9 protein-coding genes and 2 pseudogenes are annotated in these 14513 nt (G+C 33.7%); 5 read left to right on the top strand and 6 right to left on the bottom strand.

Going from position 1 to position 14513, the window contains the following annotated elements:
* Positions 1 to 3 precede the first annotated feature (3 nt).
* The 3 genes from NST80_RS03970 to NST80_RS03960 all read right to left on the bottom strand — a co-directional run bounded on the left by NST80_RS03970 (position 4) and on the right by NST80_RS03960 (position 2565).
* The gene (locus NST80_RS03970) at positions 4 to 1353 is read right to left on the bottom strand and encodes a DUF262 domain-containing protein (RefSeq protein WP_014634652.1); all 1350 of its coding nucleotides are present in this window, start codon (positions 1351 to 1353) and stop codon (positions 4 to 6) included.
* Between the two features lie 186 nt (positions 1354 to 1539).
* Entirely contained in the window at positions 1540 to 1983 is a 444-nt protein-coding gene (locus NST80_RS03965) for an 8-oxo-dGTP diphosphatase (RefSeq protein WP_014634653.1), read from the bottom strand.
* A gap of 60 nt (positions 1984 to 2043) precedes the next feature.
* Entirely contained in the window at positions 2044 to 2565 is a 522-nt protein-coding gene (locus NST80_RS03960) for an RDD family protein (protein ID WP_229104935.1), read from the bottom strand.
* A gap of 217 nt (positions 2566 to 2782) precedes the next feature.
* Here NST80_RS03960 and NST80_RS03955 point away from each other — a divergent pair, with 217 nt between their 5' ends.
* The 4 genes from NST80_RS03955 to NST80_RS03940 all read left to right on the top strand — a co-directional run bounded on the left by NST80_RS03955 (position 2783) and on the right by NST80_RS03940 (position 6388).
* Positions 2783 to 3703 carry an XRE family transcriptional regulator gene (locus NST80_RS03955; protein ID WP_014632992.1) on the top strand — a complete coding sequence of 307 codons (921 nt, stop codon included), beginning with the start codon at positions 2783 to 2785 and terminating at the stop codon, positions 3701 to 3703.
* Positions 3704 to 3775: 72 nt separating this feature from the next.
* Complete coding sequence (locus NST80_RS03950; RefSeq protein ID WP_155213867.1) at positions 3776 to 4612, top strand: ABC transporter ATP-binding protein; 837 nt, start codon at positions 3776 to 3778, stop codon at positions 4610 to 4612.
* A complete protein-coding gene (locus tag NST80_RS03945) occupies positions 4605 to 5324 on the top strand; it encodes an ABC transporter permease (RefSeq protein WP_155213866.1) in 720 nt (239 codons plus the stop codon). Before NST80_RS03950 ends, NST80_RS03945 begins: the two co-directional genes overlap by 8 nt.
* 155 nt (positions 5325 to 5479) lie before the next feature.
* Complete coding sequence (locus NST80_RS03940; RefSeq protein WP_155213865.1) at positions 5480 to 6388, top strand: XRE family transcriptional regulator; 909 nt, start codon at positions 5480 to 5482, stop codon at positions 6386 to 6388.
* A gap of 108 nt (positions 6389 to 6496) precedes the next feature.
* Here NST80_RS03940 and NST80_RS03935 read toward each other — a convergent pair.
* Both NST80_RS03935 and NST80_RS03930 read right to left on the bottom strand, forming a co-directional pair.
* A pseudogene (locus NST80_RS03935) lies at positions 6497 to 6574 on the bottom strand (XRE family transcriptional regulator); the annotation flags it as partial.
* A 177-nt stretch (positions 6575 to 6751) separates the two neighbouring features.
* Complete coding sequence (locus NST80_RS03930) at positions 6752 to 7264, bottom strand: NAD(P)H-dependent oxidoreductase (RefSeq protein WP_155213864.1); 513 nt, start codon at positions 7262 to 7264, stop codon at positions 6752 to 6754.
* Positions 7265 to 7296: 32 nt separating this feature from the next.
* On the opposite strand from NST80_RS03930, the pseudogene NST80_RS03925 reads away from it, so the two are divergent.
* Positions 7297 to 7493 (top strand): annotated as a pseudogene (locus NST80_RS03925) (transposase); the annotation flags it as partial.
* Between the two features lie 427 nt (positions 7494 to 7920).
* On the opposite strand, the gene NST80_RS03920 reads toward NST80_RS03925, so the two are convergent.
* A complete protein-coding gene (locus NST80_RS03920; RefSeq protein WP_155213863.1) occupies positions 7921 to 14415 on the bottom strand; it encodes a S8 family serine peptidase in 6495 nt (2164 codons plus the stop codon).
* Between the last annotated feature and the right edge of the window lie 98 nt (positions 14416 to 14513).

The raw sequence follows: 14513 nt of genomic DNA, 5'->3' as shown, positions 1-14513 counted from the left end.
AGACTAGTCCTCCTCTCCAAATACTTTATCATAGAGTTTTTGATAGCGTTTTTTATTCACGTTGGAATTCTGGAAAGCTTCCTTTGAGATAATATCTAAAACAATGGTATCCAACCCTATCGGATCCTGCATTTCAGAAATCAAAGCAAAGAGATTCAATCCCTTATTGATACGATCTGATTGTCCTTGTGCGTACTTATTTACCGATTCTCTATAGACTGCTTTCATGATCAATCTTAGAGAATAAGCCCATCTATGTAGAAAAGACAATCTTGCAGGTGTCAATTCCTTCATACTGAATTTATCGACAAAGAAGATCAAAATATTTATGAAGAGATTATAAACATAGAGATCACCAGTTCCGTTTTTTATGACCTCTTCTTCATTAAATCTACTATCGACCAAGTTCACAATCTCTCTATAGAGGTTGGCATAATGCAAAGTGTATGAAAAGAATCTTTTTCCAGCAATCAAGGGTTGGGTTAACTGGAATTGATTCAAAGGAATTCCAGTTGTTAGCTCATACACTTTGTCAGCATTAAAACGTTCCACATAAAGATGAGAGGCTTTAGCATAAGTCGCAAAATGATGGGGATTCGAAGGTTTAATTCCCTTAAAAGTTTGAATATCTTTAGTAGAATAATGAAGGCCATTTTTGTTCTTATACCATCTCACTAAGGGGAAGAGATTGTCTGCAAAGAGATCCTCCAGTTCGCTTTGATTTTTATTTTCCCAAGCTTGTATGATCTCAATCTTATCACTTTCAGATTCATCATTCATTTCTCTCAAATGATAAGATTTCAACAAATCATGTGGAGAGAGAGCCTTCCCCCGAGAATTCTGGGAGTCAAAGAATTGAAAAGCTTCCTGCTCATCATTCGTGATAATCTTTACCAAAGAACAGTTATCAAGAAGATAATCAGCATACTTTTTAACTTCTTGTCCGTCAAACTCTCTTAGCTTGCGCTTGATGATTTGGAAATTATGCACGATCGCTTCTCTAGATAGTTCATTATATTCCTCATTCAGCAAGGATGAAAGATTAGCATATGATGCCTCTTGAAGTATCTCATACACCACAAATAAAAGAATAGAAAGAGTTGTTAAGCGCTGCTGGCCGTCGACAATATTAAGTTTAGAAGATGCGTCATTTATGTTTTCTCTGTGGAGTACAACAGACCCCATTCGATATTCTGGAATTCTATTCTTAAACGCCTCATAAGTATCTGTGATCAGTCTAAGTGCTGATTGTGTTCCCCAACGATACGGTCTCTGATAATTAGGAATCGCTAACCTTTCTACCATCATTTCTCTAACACTGACAATGCGCAAATTTTCATTCAAGTTTGACATTGAACAACTCCTCTATCTACTTCAATTTCTTTAAATACGGTTTTATATCACTCATTATAACATTTTAAGAAGTCAACTCAAGATTGATGACGAATTTTTATTTATGACAAAGAAAAACAGCCAACCATTGGGTTAACTGCTAAAAAAAGTTATCAAGTTAATTATTAAAAGAATCAGTATCCAAATTCACTTTAAATCGTACTTCCAGTCTTCTCCATCTTGGTAGTAGAAAAATTCAGACAGGTCTTCTTCAAGAAAGATACGAAGCATATCCTCCATATCTAGAGAGAGGTCTAGATTTGGCAATTCTTTCAGGTCCTCCCACCAGACTTCCCCCTCTTCAGAGGATATTAATTCTCCGTCAAACTTTTCTGTCTTATAAAAGAGAACTACATAACGAATGCCGTCTTCTACCCAATCTTTCATTCCACAAATCCGGGGAGAAGCAATCCTTAAGCCAGTTTCTTCCTTCACTTCACGGATTACTGCTTCCGTAAATGATTCTCCCGCTTCGACATGACCACCAGGAAAGGTTATGCCTGGCCAGTCCTTTTTTTTACGATCAATAACAAGAACTCTATCGCCGTCTCTTACCATACAAAGATTTGTAAACTCAACAGTCTCATTCATACAAATACTTCCTAACTATGTTTGTCTTTTTCTTTAAGGATAGGATAAACAATCTCTACCCTATTCTTCTTTTAGTTGCACTTGTGTACGGGCTAGTAGGTCTCCTAGATGCCTCTTATCTTTCCTAAATATCGTCATTGCCAGTAGCAAAACTGCAAGTAGAGTCGCCGAATTAGAAAGGATAATGGATACCACATCAAAACCACTATATAAGCCATGAATCGTGCCCACATGACCGAGTTGCCAAGGTAAAAATTTGATAACATTTCTAATCAAGCTAGCCTGCACTGTTTTTTTCTGGTAGACCAGTTCAAGTCCAGCTTTTACCTTCCCAAAACTGCCATCATTTTTATAATCCAAGAATGTGAAAAGGAGCGTGATTGGCAAAACAGAGGTGAAAAATACAAGCCACTGCGACTGAATTTCTGTAAACTCTGGGACACCATTAAAAAAGATGATGTAAATAAGCATCGAACTTAAAAACAGAAGAACTAAATAAGCTAGAATGAAAAGATAATCAAAGAGAAATTCAATCATTCTTTTTTTAAACGGAATAGGGTTTATTGCTATAATTTTCATCATCGTCTCCCCCTTTCTCATCTCCTATTATAACATTTTTAATATTCTAAATAATATTTGAGAAGAATATCCGCTGGCTAGCGCCCTCGCAAATCAAGATTGTTTCATAATTGTAAACTCCTTTAGATTCTACTATACACTACTTCTATTATGGCTTTTGGACTTTATTTCAATTTTACGTTATATTATTATTAAAAAACTAAATCATAAGGAATTATGTATGTCAGAAGATATTAAAATCGAGATTGGAAAAAGAATTCGTGAAGAACGTGAACGTCAAGGGTTAACACGTGAGCAAGTTTGTGATACCGAAGAAGAATTAACCGTCAAACAACTGATGAGAATTGAGCTTGGGCGTTCTTTACCAACTATTGTCAAACTTCAATACATCAGTGATAAATTGAGTGTTTCCCTCAACTATTTGTTAGGTGAAACAAAACTAGACATTCCTGAAGACTATTACAAGGCTAAATATAAACTTATGAAGTCTCCTGTCTATGGTGACTCGGAACGTATCAAGAAAAAGCTAAAAGATATTGAGGAACTCTACGACAACTATATTGATGTGCTACCAGAGGACGAGCTTTTAGCTATTGATCTCATTGAAAGAACCCTGAATTTTATGATTAGTGAGGAAGAAAGTCTTATTGAATCTGTATTTGAAGACTATTTGGTTCAAGCTTTGAAAAAAGAAACATATTCCTTAAATGACCTTCTATTAATTTCATACTATGCATTTCGATGTCAGGATTATGACTATGATAAAGAGAGAATTGAAAAATTTAGACGAAAATTAATTAATCAAGAATTACAAGGTGAAGAGCTGTTTAATGTTGAACTGATAGGTGCTTTATCAGCTATAGCTGGGATATATGTAATGCATCATGACTATAAAGAAATGAAGTCTGTTGTTGATAAAATGTATGTTCTTATTGATAAGACACTTCAACAAGCTTATAAACCCGCAGTACTTGTTTTTGAAGCGAAATATTATCTATTCTATGAGAACAATAGAGATAAAGCAACCGAGCTCTATAATACAGCTACCGTACTAGCCGAAGCTTTTGGTGACCAAGTCTTCATCAAAAATCTTAAAATGGAAATGGAAAATGATTTAGATACAAGTAACGAATCAAAGTGACATAGATGTCCTTTTGATTCGTTATTTTTTTGTTTATACTCGTTCATATAATCAAATAGGAGAAATCAAGATATGACAAACCTTATCGTAGCAAAACAGTTAACCAAAGAATTTCAAAAATATAAAGCAATCGAAAATCTAAACTTCACAGTTGAAAAAGGTGAAATTCTAGGTTTCCTTGGACCATCAGGTTCTGGTAAAACGACAACAATCAATATCTTAACAGGTCAACTCAGTCCTAGTCAGGGAGAAACTTATATTTTGGGCAAATCATCCCTTCAGTTAAAAGAAGATGATTTGTCAAAGATTGGTTTAATCACTGAAAATAGTGGTTTTTATGAAAAATTGACACTTTATGACAATCTTCTATTCTTCGCAAAACTCTATAATGTTTCGACAGAGTATGTTGATGATTTGTTAAAACGTGTAGGTCTTTATGACCATCGTAAAACCTTGGCAGAAAAGCTCTCTACAGGGATGAAACAACGGATGCTTTTAGTGAGAGCTATCATAAACAAGCCAAAAGTTCTCTTTCTTGATGAACCTACTTCTGGACTAGATCCATCAACGTCTCAAACCATTCATTCTCTTATTGAAGAACTAAAACAACAAGGAACAACCATTTTTCTGACGACACATGACATGCACGAGGCTACAATTTTGTGCGATAAGATTGTACTTCTAAATAAAGGTAAGATTGTCGAAGAAGGTAAACCTGCTGAACTTATTCAGAAATATAATACAAATAAAATGGTAAAAGTGACCTACTGCTCAGGTCAAGAAAAAGTGATTCCTTTCTCTGAATTAAATCATATTAGTGCTACTCAAGATATTCAAACCATCCACTCATGTGAACCAACTTTAGAGGACATCTTCATCCAACTTACAGGAGGAAAACTTAATGTTTAACCAATTAAAATCTTTACTATGGCTTAGAAAGCGAGTTATCAAATCTAATAAAACCATTATCCTACAAATTCTCCTTCCTTTAGGGTTTACCTTTCTCTACAAACATATCTATGAGATTCAAGGTAGCCTAAACAACTCAATGAAAGTCAATCTATTAGTCAACTGTTTAGCCCTATCTTTGAGTTTATCAGTTGGAAATCCAATCAGTACTATTGTTTCCGAAGAAAAGGAAAAAAATATTTTAAGAACCTTATTTTTAAGTGGTGTTAACAGTAAAAACTATATTCTTTCAGTTTTATTTTATCCAGTGCTTATTAGCTTAGTTATGACAACTGCTATTCCGAGAATACTCGAACTTAATATTGAAAATAATTATGGTCCTTATCTTATCATCTCGCTTGCTACAGCTTTAGTAATGATGCTGATTAATCTTTTCATCGGATTAATCAGTAAAACTCAAGTATCTGCCCAAGTAATTAGCCTTCCAGTAACAATGATTAGTATGTTTATTCCAATGCTTTCAGGGATCAGTAAAGATTTTGATAATGTCACGAAGTACAGTTATATGGGATTGTTCTCAAAATCAATAAGCCAGCTTGAAAGCTTTAAGTGGCAAGACCAAATAGCAAGCTCACTTTCTCTACTAGCCTGGTTGCTCCTCTTTGCTACACTGACCATTCTACAATCTAAGAGATTACGAAAAATATCCTAATTCCAAACCACAACCATCTAAACTGAGTGTTAGATGGTTATTTTGTTTATTCCCCATCTTTTTCTCTAACCATAAAAAGACAAATCCCTGGAGTCTTTTCATTCACATGATTTTAAGGTATATTATTATATAATTAAAACTCAAAGGAAATACAGATGTCTGAAGAGATTAAAATCGAGATTGGAAAAAGAATTCGTGAAGAACGTGAACGACAAGGGTTAACTCGAGAGCAAGTTTGTGATACTGAAGATGAATTAACTGTCAAACAACTGATGAGAATTGAGCTCGGTCGCTCATTACCAACTATTGTCAAACTGCAGTATATCAGTGATAAATTAGGAGTTTCCCTCAACTATTTGCTAGGTGAAACAAAACTAGACATTCCTGAAGACTATTATCAGGCTAAATATAAACTCATGAAGTCTCCTGTCTATGGCGACCCCGAACGTATCAAGAAGAAGCTAAAAGATATTGAGGAACTCTACGACAACTATATTGAGTTTCTACCGGAGGAAGAGCTTCTAGCCATTGATCTCCTTGAAAAATCGTTAGATTTTATGATCAGAGAGGAAGATAGTATTATTGAATATGTATTTGAAGACTATTTAACTCAAGCTTTGAAGAAAGAGACATATTCTTTAAATGATCTTCTATTAATTTCACACTACGCATATAGATGTCAAGATTCTAACTATGATAAAGGAATAATTGACGAATTTAGACGTAAATTAATTAAACAAGAATTACAAGGTGAAGAGCTGTTTAATATTGAATTAATGGGAGCTCTAACATCTATAGCTGGTATTTACGTCATGCATCATGACTATAAAGACATGAAATCTGTTGTAGATAAATTGTATGAGATTATGCATTCATGTATGCAACATTCCTATCAACCAGGTATCATAGTTTTTGAAGCAAAATATTATCTGTTCTATGAGAACAATAGAGATAAAGCGACTGAGCTCTATAATACAGCTACCGTACTAGCTGAAGCTTTTGGTGATCAAGTCTTCATAAAAAATCTTAAAATGGAAATGGAAAAAGATTTAAACATAAAATAGAAAATATATCATCAACATTTTAAACATGATTCATTCCAAATGTAATAACTACCAAAGAAGCATCTGAAGTTAAACTCAGATGCTTCTTATCTTTCCTGAATATCGTTGAGTAAACGAAAGTTTTTCGGCAACGAATTTTTGAGTGAAATCATTGTCTTCTCTCAAATCCCTTAAACGTCGGTACATCAATCTTTCTCCTAAGGAAAAGTATAGAGGAAAAATTTTATGTATTGTCCTAATTGGACAATATGAAATATACTCAATAATATCCACTAGTATTCAAGTATATTGATTGATGCTTTATTGTTTGAAACAGAAAAATAATAAAGTATATTCCATTTATAGAGGGTTGATATGTCTTATTTATATTATTTGTAGGTATTTATTTACTTTATTTGATAATAACTCTTGATCCATGTTTAAAGTACCAGTTATGATAAGAGGTTCCAGAAATGTTAGACCTGTCAAATACTGAATCGTAGTGATAGGCTTTAAAATCTCTTCAATTGTTACATGGAAGCGGCCGTTTCTCGTGTAGTCATCTTGCCCAGCTCCAAAACTAGCTACCAACATGACGTCCTTGCCTTGTAAGGCAGTACCAGTCGAACCATAGGCCCAACCGTATTCAAAAACAACGTCAAACCACTGTTTCATGAGGGCTGGCGTTTGGTACCAATAAATTGGGAACTGGAGTACAATGCGATCACTTACCTCTAGAATCTTTTGCTCCGTTTTGACATCAATGTCAAAATTGGGATACAGTTGGTACATATCTCGCACGTCATAACCAGCTCCAGCAGCAGCTGTTGCCAGTTCTTTATTAATGCGTGAGCCCGTTTTTAATTGAGGGTGAAATGTAAAAATTGTGGTTTTCATATCGTTTCTCTTTCTTATCTTAATTATGCTTGACCTTCCTTAGACACAAACCATACATCAAAAACGCACTAGAAACACATTACTCAAATGCAAAATTGGAGGGGATCAATAAGCTTATCAAAGACATCAAACGTCTGGGCTTCGGTTTTAGAAACTTTATTAACTTTAGGAAGCGTGTTTTCATCACTCTGAACATACAAAAAGAGAAAACCTATCAGGTTCTCTCTAGATGTTAGCTTTTCGTCACCCACTACAGTTGACAAAGAGCCATATTTAACCTGTCTACTTGACAGGGGGCATATCAATCATAGCGGGTGGTTTATTTGTTTCGCACCTTCGGAGCGAAACAGACTAATAGTCACATAATAAAAAGGAATTAAGCAACCAAACGCTACTTAATTCCTTGAAATTATCTCATCACCTCTATTAGCCTTTAAATTTTGATAGACTCTATTTTCTAATTAATATGACCAATATTATCAATACTAACCCTTTCAATCAATTCATTAGTTGTCGAAACTAAGTACATTAATAAATCCAAAAAGAGTATCAATAGTAAAGTAAACTAAATAATTGAGTTATAAATGGCTATTTTCACAAAACTGTTTCATCATCACACTATCTCAGTACACAAACCATTTTTCTATAGCTTTGTCTTAATCTTGATCTTTTTTCTTTAATCCAAGAAACGCACCTAAGGTAAACATTATTCCGGCAACTAATGACATGAAGACTTCGCTAACTGTTCTGGTTTTTGGCAACCTATCATTGTTAGTAGTTGATTTACTATCAATATTGGTATGTTTATTATCTATGTTCTCTGGTTCATTAAGATAAACTTCCTTCTTATTTTCAAAGTTTTTATCATTTTCATCAGGAACTTTAGCTGTGACATCCTTAGTTGAATCAGATTTGTGTGAATGATTTTCTCTTTGTAAATCCTCCTTTTTGTAATTTTCATCTAAGTGACTATGATTTTCTTGCACGTTATCTTTCTTTTTCGATACATCAAAAGTAGGTTTATTTTCCTCCTCCTTTTTCTCCTCTATTTTCTTGAATACAGGTTTTATAAGAGTATCTTTTGATACATTAATAACATAGCCAGCATCTTTTTTCCCTTCGACACCAGAAATTTCCCAGCCATCAAATTGATATCCTTTTTCTAATTCACCCTTATAGACAGGTAAAATGAAATCTTCTTCCGACACTATCGTTGAACTCATTTCTTTTCCATTTTGAATGGTCACAGTTACCGTATGAGGTTTTAGTTCGCTTACCTCTCCCGTATCTTTGTTTAAAATGAATTCTTTTACGGTTGTATTTCTTGCAAAATCTTTTACAACAATCTTAATGTTTAGTGTCTTATCTGTTAGTTGTTTAATATCATCAAATGATTTATATTCTTTTCCATTTACATAAATATGTTTGTCTTGAATCTCACCATCGAATCCATTATTTCTTTTATCATTGATATTAAAGACTACAGATTTTCCGTCAGCATATTCAATACTAGTATTTCCCTTAGGATCAATGTTTACTTCTGGTTTAACATTATCATATAAAAATTGATAGTGTACTCCAACCGCTTTCGCATTCAAATCGCTATAGCCAGTTTGAAGATAAACATTTCCATCCATATCTGTTACCTTATCTGGGAATCCGTTTGCTTTATAGTCTTTCATTCCCCAGTCCATGATGTCACCGTCTTTAACATTAAGCTTAATATTAAAATCTCTAGTGTTATCAATGTGTAAATCTCCGTAGATTAAATAATTATCTACAACCGATTCATTAACTCTCAACTCCCAGTTAAAACCACCCTTATCAGAAATCTTACCTCTTAAATAAAATTCTGGATTTCGTACATAAATTTTATTAGATTTAGATGGATTAAAGTAGTTCTTGTCCATTGAAAGATTTACTGGTTTTGCATCAATAAATAACATAGAGCCATCTTCTTTTATAGCTTCTACGTTGGACTCATCCTCCCCATGATACTCTTTATCATCTTTACCAAATAATACCAGTTTAGAAGAATCTGTTACAAGATTTCCATCTTTATCGATTGCCTCCCCTTTATCATTCATTTTAAAGGTAAACACTTGATATTTTACAATGTTAAAGCCATCCAAAGCCGACATTAATACTGATTGAGTACTTCTTCCATCTTCAACATTTCTACTATCAGCATAAATTATTTTTTCTGATAGGACTCTTAGATTAGGATTGGCCTTTTGTATTTTTGCTATATCTTCCTGGCTATAAACTCCATTTCCTTCTAACATATCCGTTTTTCCAGGATTATAGGTAGTCACTTTTAGTGCATAGCCTTTTCTTAGAATGATGTTATCCTTTAACAGATATTGTTGTTTTTCTGAATCAGAATAGATTTTACCAGATTCCATTTCCGTTAAATTGTTTGGTTTGTTCTTTGAAAGATCACCTTCTCCTAATTCTATTACATTCCCATAACTTGATGTATAGGGATATTCTGTTTTAGTTTCCTTATTTTTTTCAGGCATTCTAATTTTAGTTTCAGCTTTTATCTGATCATCATCTTTAACAAAGAATCTCATATCTCCTGCAAAAGCTAATCCATCCACAATATCATTAATATTAGCGTATAAATCAAATGTCATCGTTTTTGAGTGGAAATCATACTTAGTCGTTTTGATTTCTACAGATCTATAGTTATTGCCGTAATATACCTTGGAATTTTTAGAAACATTACTTATCTTTCCAAGAATTTCAAAGTGTCCATCTTTAGACGGGCTTAGAACACCATAAATTTTTGATTTGATTTCGTCAAGTTTTTCAGTTTCATATTGTAAGGCACTACCATCGTCATAAGCAATGATATTTCCCTTATCATCGTATTTATAATCGTATTCCTCTGTTCTCTTACCAGTTTCACTTGTAAAGTCATCAACTTCTCTAAATTTCTTTTTAATGAGTTTCTTTAAGTCTTTACTTTCAAAATCTCTAATTGTTGAAATAGTTTTATGAATAGTCAAGCTTGATTTTTCTTCGATAGACTCTTCATTTTCTTGATGATTTTCTTCCTCAGTTGTATCTTTTTTAAGACTATCCTCTTTTCTATTTTCTAAATTTTTAAATTTAGATTCGGAAATCTCGCCAAGCTTTTGGTATTTAGATGAATCTTGATCAGGATCTACTAGATAATAGGAAATCATCCCCTTTTCATCAGCATGATCAGCAAATTTAATTCTATGAATCTTTGTGAAATTGCTAGATCCATCTAATGCAATGACTTCAATGATTTTTCCTCTTAAATCTCCTGCACCATTAATTTCATAAATAGTATTTCCGTCTTTGTCTAGTTTCCTATTTCTTCCTTGACCCTCACCTGCATAAGTTACTTCAAGATTTTTCTCAACCTCTCCATCTTCATTAACCAGAGCAGCGCCTGCATACCAAACTTCGTTTGCAATCTCGTCAAATTTTTCAGGATGTTCTTTTTGATCTCTCGCAAATAAGGTTTCATTCTTGTATTGATCTTTTACCTTGTGATAAGTATCCTTTGTAATCAACTTAATTTTTTCAGGATTTGAAAAATCAACCGAAACAATCTTAGGGGCTGTATTATCAATTTTTACAGGAATATAGGAAACCTGCCATGGGTAATCTTTAGTTAATCTATATTTAAATTTATAGAAATATTGACCTTCTGCAATCGGTTCAAATTGTCCTCTTATCTTAGTAGCAGGATCTTTGGTATCCTTGCTTTCTGGTGCATTTTCTTCTCTACCTCTAGGGTTATAGATGAGTCCATCCCATTTCAAGTCGCTCCAAACTTTTAGCTTAGAAGATTTGATTCCCTTTGCATCATTTCTCTTAGAGTTTAAAATTCCTCTAATAAAGTGTTCTCTCGAAATGACTTTTAAGTCTCTTTGATTTTCTCCCTCTTTATTTGTATTTACTATTGAAATCAATCCTTCTTCTGCACTTCTTAATACAAGTGGAGAAGGTGTTAATCCTCTCCCAAGTTGAGCATCTTGAGGATTTCCATTTGAATCTAAAGGATAAATTTTAGCAATATTAGAACCACTTGATGATGGTGCGTTGATCCCTTCGTTATTGAAAGCAAACAATTCTGGATTTTGATCTAGGGATGTTGTATTTTTATCTTTTCTATTTTGTATAACTCCTGCTGGATTAAATTTATCTATACCTTCTCCACCAATCCCCTTATTTAAGGTTCCTGGAATTTTCGGTTTGCCATCATCATCATAACCTTCCATTGTTTTTGATTTTGAACCTTCTTCCCAGGCCCATTTATCAAGGATTGGTTCGTGGTTCCAATTCCCAGCAAATCCCATTAGAGGCATCGATAAAGAAGGTTGGAAGTTTATTTTCTTCCCGTTGGAGTTCAGAGCTTCCATTTCTTCCACTGACTCAAAATGAATAAATGATTCTACAAATTTATTTTTGTTTTTAGCCTCCCCAACATTTATAACCGCATTTAAATCAAAGCTAGAATTTGGACCTATAGTGAAAGTGTCATGCTCAAATGTAATATTTGCTCCTTTGATTTTTTCTGGGTGGATTTCTGGAACAATTTGCTTACCATCTGGAGATTTTTCATCTTTGTATGTTTCATCCAGTTTGAGTCTGTCAGTTAGAGCATCTGTAGTTATAGCAGATGCTGAAACTTTAAAGGTTAAAGGTCTGTTTGATGTATTGTGAAGCTTAATTGTAAAATATTTTTTATCTCCTTTTATTTCTTTAAGAGAAATAGAACCATAAGAGTTTACCAAACCTTTAGAATCCGTGTTTTTAAAAGTAGCTACGACTTCATTTCTCAAAGCATTGGCAACATTAATTAGCCCTGCTCCCTGTTGTCTAGGTGATGCAAAATATTGACTTTTTTCTTTCCAAGAAGTTGCATCCATCATAGGGCGTGCAGTATTTTGTAGGGCTATTTTTGTAAGACTTGTAAGATCTATTTTGTCATCTCCCTTAAGATTTTTCAACACAGGTCTTTCAAGCATTTCCTTTAATTTTGGTCTAATCAAAACAGTAGAAGCTGCCACGATTGGAGTTGCCATACTAGTCCCTGACATATAACCATAAGTTGATTTCCCATTAATGACATTGAGAGTGGATTTAATATTTTTACCGGGTGCTGAAACATCTGGTTTTAAAAGTAAATCTATTCTTGGTCCCCAAGATGTGGACCCTGCTGGAACGATGATCTCTTCTTTATACAGTTCTTTGTCTGTGTCAGGTGCAAACTTAAAGTCAATCTCTTTTTCGTCACCTACATTCGGTTTATTAGAATTATAGCTTGCCATATCAATTGGATAGTATTGCTCCAATTTATCTTTAAAATCTTCTTTATTATTCCTTTTAACCTCAGTTTTTTTATCAGGGTTAATCATGTTCCATAACTTTACACCATCATCTCCTGAAATTGAAAAAACTTGACTAGTAGTTCCTTCATCCTCCTCATATCCCATAGCTGGAAGCTCTGTCCAATTATCTCTATTGTAGTAATTTACAGTATTTACAACCATAATGCCACGTGCACCCTTATCCGTTGCACGTTTAAAAGCATTTTTTAACTCCTTTGTATAAATTCTATCCATTACTGCAATTTTGCCTCTAAGATCCAATCCTATCAAATCTTTGTCTTGCCCCTTGCCTATATATACAAATTTTAATTTACTAGAAGCTTTTGATCCATCTTCATTTGTTATGATTTTATTCTTATCGAAAAAGGCACCTATATTTCTGTATTTAAAACTTTCTCCACCTATGTTAACTTTATCAAACTCAACTGTTTGATTTTTAGCAGATGCGACTGCTATCGCATCTTCATGTGCTGCAGTTCGTGTTACATTTCCAGTGTCGGTCATTTTCAGATTATTATTTGCCACTAAATCCCATGAAGAACTTGAAGCAGAAGTCGCATAGTTACCCGTAGCTACAACCATTGGAATGCCTGCTTTTCTTAATGCTCTAATAGCTTGCCAATATTTCTCACCTACAAGACCTGTTCCTGTAAAGCCAGATGATATCGAAACAACATCGACATTGTGTTTGATCGAATCTTCAATAGCATGAAACATTGTTTCATCTCCTGCGAAGCCAGATCCTGCGTCAGAGTACATTTTATAAGAGAAAATCTGTGCATTAGGAGCAATTCCATCTATTCCGTTAAAGTTTTTAATATCTTTTTCAGTATCATTTCCCGCAAGAATCCCTGCAATATGCATCCCATGTGGATCAAAATAATCGCTTCCATCATCAGCTTTTTCTACAGTAATTTTACCACCATTATAATAATTGAAAGCATGAGGGATTTTATCACTCAACCAGAAATTTTTATCAGTACCTTTTAAGTCTTCTTTTTTAAATCTCATTGAGTCTTTAGCATCATCATCAATCCTCATGGCCTTATGCCTATAATCCGTTCCCGTATCGATATTTGAAATGACCATACCTCTACCATCAAAGTTTTTCCCAAATGGTGCATTGATAGATTTTAGGTAATCGATTGCCTCTTCAACTCCAATTTCTTTTCTAGCATGATTCATCATAGGTTGGACTTTTTGTGACCTTTCAACCGATGAAATACCTTCTATTAGTTTAATTATGTCCAGAGTATCTTTGGTTGTTTCAATAGCGCTACCGTTAAAAATTCTATCATAAGTATATAAAACTTTTGTATTCTTAAGATTTGATAGTTCCTTGATTGCTTTTTCTCCAGATTCTTTATCTTTAAATTCAGCAATATAGACAAGTTTATCCTCTTTTTTGGGACTTTCTGGGTCTTTACTTGCAGACGAGTCCGCTTTATCTCCTTGGGATTGATTGGAATTTTCTTCTTTGATTTTTGCTTCTTCATTGCTAGTGTTATTGTCTATCACAGGATTTTTACTAACAACTTCTTTTTCCTCAATAATTGTTGTTTTCTTTTCTTCAGTATCCTTTGAAGTTTCTATAACATTATGAATATCTTCAAGTTTTTCTTTGTTTTCGTTTTGTTTACCTACTACTGTTTCTTTATCAGATATTTTTAAAGAATCTTCAGAACTAGGTGTATCTGCTAGGATTACCTCATTAGGGACATATGCTGCTAAAATAACTGCAGCTGTGGTTAATGACAATACTGTACTTTTTTTCATTTTAATTCCTTACATATTTATTTAACTTCCAATAGATAGTAAACTTTAACTTTGCCCCTAATTGTCAAGTCAAGTGCAACAAAGATGTTCCTCTGATT

Origin of the sequence: Streptococcus sp. FSL K6-1323 (assembly GCF_038630745.1) — a bacterium.
Classification (GTDB): domain Bacteria; phylum Bacillota; class Bacilli; order Lactobacillales; family Streptococcaceae; genus Streptococcus; species Streptococcus salivarius_D.
This window is presented reverse-complemented; position numbering and strand designations above follow the sequence as displayed.

Excerpts from the sequence above, each read along its gene's own strand:
- NST80_RS03960 (WP_229104935.1), bottom strand. The coding sequence starts at position 2,565 with ATGATGAAAATTATAGCAATAAACCCTATTCCGTTTAAAAAAAGAATG.
- NST80_RS03945 (WP_155213866.1), top strand. The coding sequence starts at position 4,605 with ATGTTTAACCAATTAAAATCTTTACTATGGCTTAGAAAGCGAGTTATC.
- NST80_RS03940 (WP_155213865.1), top strand. The coding sequence starts at position 5,480 with ATGTCTGAAGAGATTAAAATCGAGATTGGAAAAAGAATTCGTGAAGAA.
- NST80_RS03920 (WP_155213863.1), bottom strand. The coding sequence starts at position 14,415 with ATGAAAAAAAGTACAGTATTGTCATTAACCACAGCTGCAGTTATTTTA.
- NST80_RS03970 (WP_014634652.1), bottom strand. The coding sequence starts at position 1,353 with ATGTCAAACTTGAATGAAAATTTGCGCATTGTCAGTGTTAGAGAAATG.
- NST80_RS03965 (WP_014634653.1), bottom strand. The coding sequence starts at position 1,983 with ATGAATGAGACTGTTGAGTTTACAAATCTTTGTATGGTAAGAGACGGC.
- NST80_RS03955 (WP_014632992.1), top strand. The coding sequence starts at position 2,783 with ATGTCAGAAGATATTAAAATCGAGATTGGAAAAAGAATTCGTGAAGAA.
- NST80_RS03930 (WP_155213864.1), bottom strand. The coding sequence starts at position 7,264 with ATGAAAACCACAATTTTTACATTTCACCCTCAATTAAAAACGGGCTCA.
- NST80_RS03950 (WP_155213867.1), top strand. The coding sequence starts at position 3,776 with ATGACAAACCTTATCGTAGCAAAACAGTTAACCAAAGAATTTCAAAAA.